General features: G+C 36.8%; 8 protein-coding genes and 1 rRNA gene. 4 read left to right on the top strand and 5 right to left on the bottom strand.

Annotation, left to right across the window (positions count from 1 at the left end; genetic code table 11):
- A 16S ribosomal RNA gene (locus tag ND2E_RS0121450) occupies positions 1 to 113 on the bottom strand; the annotation flags it as partial.
- Positions 114 to 866: 753 nt separating this feature from the next.
- Between ND2E_RS0121450 and ND2E_RS11410 the strand changes: the two genes are divergently transcribed.
- Entirely contained in the window at positions 867 to 1,346 is a 480-nt protein-coding gene (locus ND2E_RS11410; RefSeq protein ID WP_033093731.1) for an RNA recognition motif domain-containing protein, read from the top strand.
- Positions 1,347 to 1,636: 290 nt separating this feature from the next.
- A complete protein-coding gene (trmA, locus tag ND2E_RS11415; RefSeq protein ID WP_033093730.1) occupies positions 1,637 to 2,731 on the top strand; it encodes a tRNA (uridine(54)-C5)-methyltransferase TrmA in 1,095 nt (364 codons plus the stop codon).
- Here the strand turns inward: trmA and fabR are convergent, their stop codons facing one another.
- Positions 2,732 to 3,364, bottom strand: a complete 633-nt coding sequence (fabR, locus tag ND2E_RS11420; protein ID WP_033093729.1) for an HTH-type transcriptional repressor FabR — start codon at positions 3,362 to 3,364, stop codon at positions 2,732 to 2,734.
- Between the two features lie 127 nt (positions 3,365 to 3,491).
- Between fabR and sthA the strand changes: the two genes are divergently transcribed.
- Complete coding sequence (gene sthA / locus ND2E_RS11425; protein WP_033093728.1) at positions 3,492 to 4,919, top strand: Si-specific NAD(P)(+) transhydrogenase; 1,428 nt, start codon at positions 3,492 to 3,494, stop codon at positions 4,917 to 4,919.
- Positions 4,920 to 4,997: 78 nt separating this feature from the next.
- On the top strand, positions 4,998 to 5,498 hold the full coding sequence (locus ND2E_RS11430) for a phosphoglycerate mutase family protein (protein WP_033093727.1): 501 nt from the start codon (positions 4,998 to 5,000) through the stop codon (positions 5,496 to 5,498).
- Here ND2E_RS11430 and ND2E_RS11435 read toward each other — a convergent pair.
- From ND2E_RS11435 to ND2E_RS11445, 3 genes are all read right to left on the bottom strand, one after another.
- Positions 5,495 to 5,905: a lipoprotein gene (locus ND2E_RS11435; RefSeq protein ID WP_033093726.1), complete on the bottom strand. Its 411-nt coding sequence runs from the start codon at positions 5,903 to 5,905 to the stop codon at positions 5,495 to 5,497. The two genes, ND2E_RS11430 and ND2E_RS11435, sit on opposite strands and share 4 nt — an antisense overlap.
- A gap of 120 nt (positions 5,906 to 6,025) precedes the next feature.
- The gene (locus tag ND2E_RS11440) at positions 6,026 to 7,267 is read right to left on the bottom strand and encodes a malic enzyme-like NAD(P)-binding protein (protein ID WP_033093725.1); all 1,242 of its coding nucleotides are present in this window, start codon (positions 7,265 to 7,267) and stop codon (positions 6,026 to 6,028) included.
- 741 nt (positions 7,268 to 8,008) lie between these two features.
- The gene (locus ND2E_RS11445) at positions 8,009 to 9,304 is read right to left on the bottom strand and encodes an adenylosuccinate synthase (protein ID WP_033093724.1); all 1,296 of its coding nucleotides are present in this window, start codon (positions 9,302 to 9,304) and stop codon (positions 8,009 to 8,011) included.
- Positions 9,305 to 9,415 lie beyond the last annotated feature (111 nt).

The raw sequence follows: 9,415 nt of genomic DNA, 5'->3' as shown, positions 1-9,415 counted from the left end.
CACCCGTCCGCCGCTCGTCATCTTCTAGCAAGCTAGAAATGTTACCGCTCGACTTGCATGTGTTAAGCCTGCCGCCAGCGTTCAATCTGAGCCATGATCAAACTCTTCAATTAAAAATCGTTTGTGCGAGATAAACTCGCTGCTCAATGAATTCTGTCGTGATACCAGTTACTAATTAAAGTAAATTGATATCGCATTACATATATAAGTATATATTTATCTGTGTGACATTCATCATTAAGCGTTTTTTTGTTCTTGCTAATAAAAGCGAAGAAACTAAGTAAAACAACTATAATGTGAGTGTCCACACAAATTGCATGATAACTAATTGTTAAAGAATCTTAAATCGAAAGACTTAAGGAGCAAATAATCTCATTCGTTATTCGCTTAACTTCGTTGCTGCTGCCCCGAAGCAGGAGGCGTATAATACGCTCCTTAGTTTTGATGTCAACGTTTTTCTTAAAGAAAGAGCAAAGTATTTTAAATACACTTTAAAACCTGACGTTAAGTTATCGAAATAAGCTTAAAAGCATCTAGATAACTTATCAAAACAGTTCTTTGATGATTCATTTTGTGTGAACCCCTTGGAACTGGAGCGCATTGTAGAGAGTTTTATTATTAGGTCAACTCCTTTTCTAATTAAATGTGAATATATTGGATCGTTCGTTCACTTAAAAGGCAACACGTTCAATTAAACAACTATAATGACTAATATTATTAGTCTTTTCTCTGCAAAATTAGATTAATTGCATAAACTTTGCACTTGATAGTTGCACATTATAAAAAGCTGCGTAACATAGAATTGCTATTTGCTTAAATTCAAGCAGTTAAATTAGTTTATTAAAATAATAATTAGGTATCTTTATATGAAGTCTCCAACATTACAAACAGTCATCATAGCTGTTGTGTTCGCTATCATCGCTTATATTGTCACTTTTGTCGTACCGGCTAGTTCTATTCTTGTTGCCAGTTTAGTATTTGTTAGTGCTTTCCTTGCACCTTTACTTTCTAGTAATGTATCAGCCACTCCAAGTTCATCTAGTACCAACAAAGCTTCTACTTCAACTGAAGATGTTAGAACTCTTTATGTTGGTAACTTGCCTTATAGAGCGAATGAAACCTCAGTACGAGAATTGTTCTCTGCTCACGGATCTGTACATTCTGTGCGTTTAATGAAAGATAAGCATACTGGAAAACGACGCGGTTTTGGCTTTGTTGAAATGGCAGCTAATGATTTAGATAATGCCATTGAAGCGTTGAATGATACAGAATTTCAACAGCGGACATTAAAAGTAAGAGAAGCCAAAGAGCGCCCAGAACGAACAGATGATAATAAGCAAGATTAATCATGCGATAATTTTTAAACTAAAAGGCCGCTATTCCGCGGCTTTTTTTATGATTATTCATCTGCTTATTCCAGCTACAACTCAATTGTTATTAAAAATGCTTTTCTATATTTACCTTATTACTGAGCATTTACATGTTATCCACTTCCGCTCAGCCATCTGAATTTGAGTAAATCCGCTAATATTAACTTATTTATTGAATAGGGTGATTAAGAGCTAGACAAAAGCTAAGTCGATAGTAAAATTCGCGCTGATATTTTAATCTCTATTTCTTTATACAAGGCACTTATATGTTTAGTCACATTCATCCCGATAATTACGATGCGCAATTATCACAAAAACAACAAGATATGGCTAAGTTGTTTAGTGTTTTTAATTTACCTACTCCTGATTTATACCCTTCAGTACCGTTAAACTATCGTCAAAGAGCTGAATTTAGAGTTTGGCATGAAGGTGATGATCTTTATTACATCATGTTTGATAGTAAGACTAAGGCCAAATTTAGAGTTGATGATTTTCCTGTCGCTAGTGAATTAATTAATAACGCAATGAAAGCTCTGCTTGTTGCAATTAAAAACCACAAAGAATTGCGCTATAAACTCTTTCAAGTCGACTTCCTATCCACACTAAGTGGAGAATTATTAATTAGTATGCTTTACCACAAGCCTTTAGAAGATAATTGGCAAGTTGAAGCTGAAAAGTTAAAAGCACAACTTTCAGTAATTGCGCCAGTAGATATCATTGGTCGCGCCAAGAAGCAGAAAATTATTGTGGATAAAGACTATGTCATGGAGTCATTAAAAGTCGGAAACAAGACTTACATTTATCAACAAGTTGAAAACAGTTTCACCCAACCGAATGCTGGTGTTAATGAGCAAATGCTATTATGGGCTCAACAAGCAACGCAAAATGCAGGTGGGGATCTTATTGAGCTTTACTGTGGTAATGGCAACTTTAGTATCGCATTAGCTGAGAACTTTGATCGAGTATTAGGCACTGAGATATCAAAAACCTCAGTTCGTTCCGCACAGGTTAATATTAGCAAGAATGGTATTGATAATATCGATATTGTGCGAATGTCGAGTGAAGAATTTAGTCAGGCGATGAATGGTGAACGTAAGTTTCGGCGCTTAGAAGATTTCGATTTAACGACATATAATTACGATACAGTGCTAGTTGATCCACCTCGAGCAGGGTTAGATAGAGACAGCGTTGAATTAGTGAGACGTTTCAATAAGATTATCTATATCTCTTGTAACCCTGAAACATTAAAAGATAACTTAGCGTTATTGGTAGAAACACACCAAATTGATAAATTTGCTTTGTTTGACCAGTTTCCTTACACCAATCATGTAGAGACCGGTGTCATCTTAACAAGAAAGTAACTAACGAGATTTTCTTGAGACTTTGCGACGATCACTAAGCTCAAGTGCACCACGAGCAATAAAGCGTAATTGCTGAATTGTTTGTTGTGCCAAATGATCTCGCTCTGCTTTTTCTTCAATATCGAGCGCATCCGAACCAGCACTAAAAACAATGGTTACTGCGGCATTAGCTTGCATATAAGCAACTTCAGCCTCAAGTTGGTTTGCTTTTTGGAGATAATCACAAAGCTCCATAGTAAAATAACGAATTTCTCGTATTACTGCAGCACGAAAAGCAGCAGAAGTCCCTGAACGCTCACGTAATAAGAGTCTGAAAATATTTCCGTTACTCTCTATTAGTTCCATAAAAGTCTGGACTGATATTTGAATAACAGATCCTCCTTTAGCTATACGTTGTCTAGCCTGCCGCATTAGCTGCCTGAGTGTTAAGCCCGCTTCATCTACTAAAGTTAAACCTAATTCATCCATATCTGAGAAATGACGATAAAAAGATGTCGGTGCTAGCCCAGCTTCTTTTGCAACCTCACGTAAGCTTAAACTTGAAAAACTTCGCTCCGCACTCAGTTGATTCAGGGCTGCATTGATAATCTGACGACGGGTCTTTTCTTTTTGTTGTGCTCTTACACCACTCATCTAAGTGACTCTTTTTGACATAAATTGAATATTATTATCATAATACTGAATTAGCTCAATATTGTCAGTTTTAGTTCTGATAAACTATTGCTATATTTTTATCATAAATAAAAACGAGGGCTCACTTTTGGTTAAATCAAAGACAAGCAATACTGCAGAAAAAAGTTTTGATTATGACGTAATTATCATAGGTACTGGCCCAGGGGGTGAAGGCGCAGCAATGAACCTTGCTAAGCGCCAGAAGAAAGTTGCTATTATTGAACGTTACCATCAAGTCGGCGGTGGTTGTACTCATTGGGGTACTATTCCATCAAAGGCTTTACGCCAATCAGTGAGCAGATTAATTGAATATAATTCAAATCCTCTATTTAAACAGAACAACCAAGCAAAGCGACTTACCTTTCAAGACATATTAAGTCATGCTTCTGCGGTAATTCAAAAACAAGTTAATCTACGCAGTGGCTTTTATAATCGTAATCGCGTTGAACATATACAAGGGCAAGCTTCTTTTATTGACGCCAATACCGTCAGTATTTTGCACCCTGATGGCTCTACTGACAAAATTTCTGCAAAACAAATTTTGATTGCTACAGGATCTAGACCATACCGCCCTGATGATATCGACTTTGATCACCCTCGTGTTTATGATTCTGACAGTATTTTAAGTCTTAAACATGCTCCGCAGCATGTCATTATTTATGGCGCTGGTGTTATAGGTAGCGAATATGCTTCAATATTTAGAGGCTTAGCGGTAAAAGTTGACTTAATTAATACTCGAGAACGGTTATTATCATTTCTCGATGCAGAAATGTCAGACTCGCTTAGTTATCACTTATGGAATAATGGCGTAGTTATTCGCCATGGTGAAGAAATAGAACGAGTTGAGGCTAATGACGATGCAGTCATAGTACACTTAAAATCAGGCAAAAAAATGCGTGCCGATTGTTTACTGTTTGCAAATGGTCGAACTGGTAATACAGCAGATTTGAACTTGGCTGCCGCTGGTTTACAAGCTGATGGTCGTGGTCAGTTGAAAGTAAATGATTGCTATCAAACAGACGTAGACAATATCTTTGCTGTGGGCGATGTTATTGGTTATCCAAGTTTAGCGAGTGCAGCTTTTGATCAAGGCCGAATCGCTGCTTCTGCGATGGTTGATAGCAGTAGTAAAGCTAAGCTAATTGTTGATATTCCAACAGGTATATACACTATTCCTGAAATTAGTTCGGTCGGTAAAACGGAACAAGAACTCACCGAAGCTAAAATACCCTATGAAGTTGGCCGTGCGCAGTTTAAACATCTAGCAAGAGCCCAAATCTCTAATAACTTAGTTGGCTCTTTAAAGATTCTCTTTCATCGTGAGACTAAAGAGATTCTTGGTATCCATTGTTTCGGTGAAAATGCAGCTGAAATTATTCATATCGGCCAAGCAATCATGCAACAAAAAAATGATGGAAATACCATAGAATACTTTGTTGAAACAACCTTCAATTACCCGACAATGGCCGAAGCATTTCGTGTTGCAGCCTTGAACGGTTTAAATCGTTTATTTTAAACTGACGAAACGCCAATGCTCAGCGTGAAATTTAATTAATTTCACGCTGATAATCCTCTCTTATTAGAAAAGTAGACTATGAAAAAATTCAGTTTAATGATTGCCAGTATATTATTGACTCAACCTTGCTTAGCAAGTGATAACTTTACTCTTTACCTTGTCAGACATGCTGAAAAACAAGCTGATGTTAAAAATCCACCATTAACTCAATGTGGTGAAGAAAGAGCAGATCAATTAGCGACTTTGCTAAGTACAGCAAATATTAAATCTGTTTACAGCACGGACTATCAAAGAACCATGTCTACGGCCAAACCTGTATCAAGCAGAGAAAAGCTAGCTATTGAAAATTATAATCCTGGAGAACTTGAACAGTTTTCACTACTTTTAAAAGAACGTAAAGAAAATGCTCTCATTGTGGGACATAGTAATACTACTCCTCAACTAACTCAGTTGTTAAGCAATCAAAAAGTAGATGATATAACGGAAAAAGAATACCAAATGCTCTATCAAGTTCAGTTTATTGAAGGAAAAAGCCAGTTGACCTTATTTAATCAGCCTTTATCTTGTGGCAAACCTTAGTATTCAGCTCCTTTGTTTTTGCCAGAGCTATGGCCTAACTTAATTAATTCAACTTCAGCAATTCTAAAAGGTTGACCCCATTGTTGAATGGTCATCATATCTTTTATGACTTTGCCTTTTACTTTCAGTACTGTGCCTTGAAGTTTATATTGCTTGGCTAAATTCATCGGTAACAGTTTATCGCCAGTTTGAGAAGTTAAACCATAAAAACCACCTTCAAAATCATAATAGTTCACTGTGACTTGTTGCCAAACTTGCTCTTTTTTTTCTCTCACTTGGTTATGTCCTTCTTTTATGATTTCTTTTGATTGAAGTTGAGGTTGGTTCTGCGTTGCTTGTGAACAACTAAATAAACACAGTGAGAACAAAATACTTAGTGGTACCGCTAGTAAGAATTTTTTCTTCATAATAAATGTCCAATAAAAAAGGCCAGGGTAATTTTCATACCATGACCTTTATTTATATTGTTGTCAAAATAATCAAAAACTAAATAAAGCTTTTCATTCTTACTAGTGGATGAAAAATAACTAAGCCATATAGTTTTCTGGCATTTCTAATGCGGCAACGCCTGAGTCTACTGCTGCTTGTGCCACTGCTCTAGCAACGGCACTACACAAACGAGGATCTGTAGGTTTAGGAATAATATAATCTTTACCAAAACTAAGATCTTTCTCACAACTTGCTTTAAGTACTTCTGCAGGTACAGGTTCTTTAGCAAGCGCTCTAATAGCATGTACCGCTGCTATTTTCATAGCATCATTAATAGTACGAGCTCGGACATCTAATGCACCACGGAAAATAAATGGGAAACATAAAACGTTGTTTACCTGGTTAGGATAATCAGAGCGGCCAGTAGCCATAATGACATCATTACGAGCTGCTAAGGCTAGCTCAGGTTTAATTTCAGGATCAGGGTTTGAACACGCAAAAATAACCGGTTTATCTGCCATAGCCTTCACTTGCTCTTGTGATAGAAGATCAGGGCCTGAAACACCAACAAAAACATCAGCGCCTTCAATAACGTCATCTAATGTTCTTTTGTCGGTATTGTTAGCGAATAATTTTTTATATTCATTAAGATCATCACGACGAGTATGTATCACACCTTTAGTATCAAGCATGTAGATTTTTTCTCTCTGAGCTCCACACTTGATCAATAATTCCATACAAGCTATCGCTGCAGCACCTGCACCTAAACAAACAATATTAGCTTGTTTAATGTCTTTACCTTGAATATCTAACGCATTCATCATGCCTGCTGCCGTTACTATCGCAGTACCATGTTGATCATCATGAAATACTGGAATTTTACAACGTTCAATTAATGCTTTTTCAATAGCGAAACACTCAGGAGCTTTAATATCTTCAAGGTTTATACCGCCAAAACTGTCTGCAATATTAGCAACCGTGTTAACAAACTCTTCAACCGTTTTGTGTTTTACTTCAATATCGAAAGAATCAATATTAGCAAAGCGTTTGAATAATAAAGACTTGCCTTCCATAACAGGCTTTGATGCCATTGGCCCTATATTACCTAAACCTAATACAGCGGTGCCATTTGTAATTACAGCAACAGTGTTACCTTTTCCTGTATATTTATAAACGTCGTCGGGATTGTTTGCAATCTCTCGACAAGGTTCAGCAACACCCGGACTATAGGCAAGTGACAAATCTTGACTAGTTTCTGCTGCTGTAGTCAATGAAACACTTATTTTTCCTGGTGTTGGCAATGCATGGTAATCAAGTGCTTGCTGGCGTAGATCTGTCATGAGAATTCCTAATGCGTTATTTAGTAGTGTTGGTTTTGTTGTTAGTACAAGTATAGCTCTGTATTTTTTATTATTGCTTTGAACAGTCGCTTTTACTTACTTATATGGTATTCATATAGATAGAGTAATACAAGTCTGTTTTACTATATAACCTCCATCTAAGCTATAACCAATGTAACGCTAGCCTTCGAGAAAATCATATCAATTTTATAAATATTGGCTATTAGTGACTAAGTATTTAAGTATAAATATGACTTACTGGCGTTGAAATAGACTTAATCAACTTTTAAACACATTATCTAACGATAAGCCTTATAAAATAGACTATGAAAGTACAACTGAATTAATCTAGGTAACAGATCACAAAGCCCTTAGCACTCCGCGGACTATCAGTTAACACTCATACAGTGATATCCATGGCTTTAAACAGACAGGATTAGTAAAACGTATAGATTCTACATTTCTTTTATTTTCAATTGTTATCAGTTTACGAGCTAAAACAGCTTAAATACGGCATTATCAACTCTAAGAACGACTTAGTTAACCAATGCAGGACCTCCCCTCTAAGATCTGTAATTGCAGCTTTCTTCCTATATGCTGATTCTTTTGGGTATTCTATTATGCCGGAAAGATACTCATCAAATTGTTGATTAAAAGGCAAAAAAAAGTCCAACACTTGGTTGGACTTTATTATTTGAAATTACTTTCTCCTTATTGGATAAGGGAACCTAAAGCTGGACTTTACAGAAAAGGGTTCACTTTAATGATCGTTTCAACACGATCTGGACCGGTAGAGATAATATCTACTGGTACACCGGTAATTTCTTCAATTCGCTTGATATATGCAAGTGCATTTTCAGGTAAAGCATCAACTGATGTTGCACCAACAGTGCTTTCAGTCCAACCTGGCATTTCTTCATATACAGGCGTAATTTTTTCATAACCTTCAGCAGCCGTTGGCGGTACAGTGATAATATCACCAGCTTCAGTTTTGTAACCTGTACAGATTTTTAATGTTTGTAAGCCATCTAGTACATCAAGTTTAGTTAAACAGAAACCTGTTACACTATTGACTTGAATTGCACGATGCATTGCAACAGCATCAAACCAACCACAACGACGTTCACGGCCAGTAGTTGCACCAAACTCGTGACCTACAGTGCCTAAGTGATTACCAATCTCATCATCCAATTCCGTAGGGAAAGGACCTGAACCAACACGGGTAGTGTAAGCTTTGGTAATACCTAAAATGTAATCTAGGTGGCGAGGACCAACACCACAACCTGTTGCAACACCACCAGCAGTAGTATTTGAAGAGGTTACGTATGGGTATGTTCCATGATCGATATCAAGTAAAGTACCTTGAGCACCTTCAAACATAATAGACTCACCAGCGATGCGGGCTTGATCTAATATTTCTGAAATATCAGCGGTCATATTTTTAATGATATCAGCAACTGCCATTGCGTCAGCAAGAACTTCTTCATAGTTCACTGGCTCAACTTTATAGTAGTTAACCAATGAGAAGTTATGATATTCAACAATTTCTTTAAGTTTAGCCGCAAATGTTTCTGCACAGAATAAATCACCAACGCGTAAACCACGTCGTGCAACTTTATCTTCATATGCAGGGCCAATACCACGTCCTGTAGTACCAATGGCTTTATTGCCACGCGCAATTTCACGTGCTGCATCTAAAGCGTTATGGTAAGGAAGGATTAGTGGACATGCGTCACTAATGAGTAAGCGTTCACGTACTGGAACACCCTTAGCTTCTAACATGGTAATTTCTGTCATCAAAGCTTTAGGACATAAAACTACACCATTACCAATTAGACATTTCACGTTATCACGTAATACGCCTGATGGAATAAGATGTAACACGGTTTTTTCACCGTTGATCACTAAAGTATGACCTGCATTGTGGCCACCTTGATAACGAACTACATATTTAGCTTTATCGGTTAGTAAGTCTACGATCTTACCTTTACCTTCGTCACCCCATTGAGTGCCGAGAACAACTACATTTTTGCCCATTGCTTTACTATTTCGTAAGAAAATTAGGCGAAGATTCTACCAAAAAATTATTTATAGTCCAAGCTAAAAAGCAGCTTTTAAGCTAATTTCTTTAATGATCTTAAAATAAAC

Origin of the sequence: Colwellia psychrerythraea (assembly GCF_000764225.1) — a bacterium.
GTDB classification, from domain to species: Bacteria; Pseudomonadota; Gammaproteobacteria; order Enterobacterales; family Alteromonadaceae; genus Colwellia; species Colwellia psychrerythraea_D.
The sequence above is the reverse complement of the archived record's forward strand: the minus strand, read 5'-3'. Positions and strand labels throughout refer to the sequence as shown.

Coding starts and splice junctions, on each gene's coding strand:
- ND2E_RS11410 (WP_033093731.1), top strand. CDS start 867: ATGAAGTCTCCAACATTACAAACAGTCATCATAGCTGTTGTGTTCGCT.
- trmA (WP_033093730.1), top strand. CDS start 1,637: ATGTTTAGTCACATTCATCCCGATAATTACGATGCGCAATTATCACAA.
- fabR (WP_033093729.1), bottom strand. CDS start 3,364: ATGAGTGGTGTAAGAGCACAACAAAAAGAAAAGACCCGTCGTCAGATT.
- ND2E_RS11430 (WP_033093727.1), top strand. CDS start 4,998: ATGAAAAAATTCAGTTTAATGATTGCCAGTATATTATTGACTCAACCT.
- ND2E_RS11435 (WP_033093726.1), bottom strand. CDS start 5,905: ATGAAGAAAAAATTCTTACTAGCGGTACCACTAAGTATTTTGTTCTCA.
- ND2E_RS11440 (WP_033093725.1), bottom strand. CDS start 7,267: ATGACAGATCTACGCCAGCAAGCACTTGATTACCATGCATTGCCAACA.
- ND2E_RS11445 (WP_033093724.1), bottom strand. CDS start 9,304: ATGGGCAAAAATGTAGTTGTTCTCGGCACTCAATGGGGTGACGAAGGT.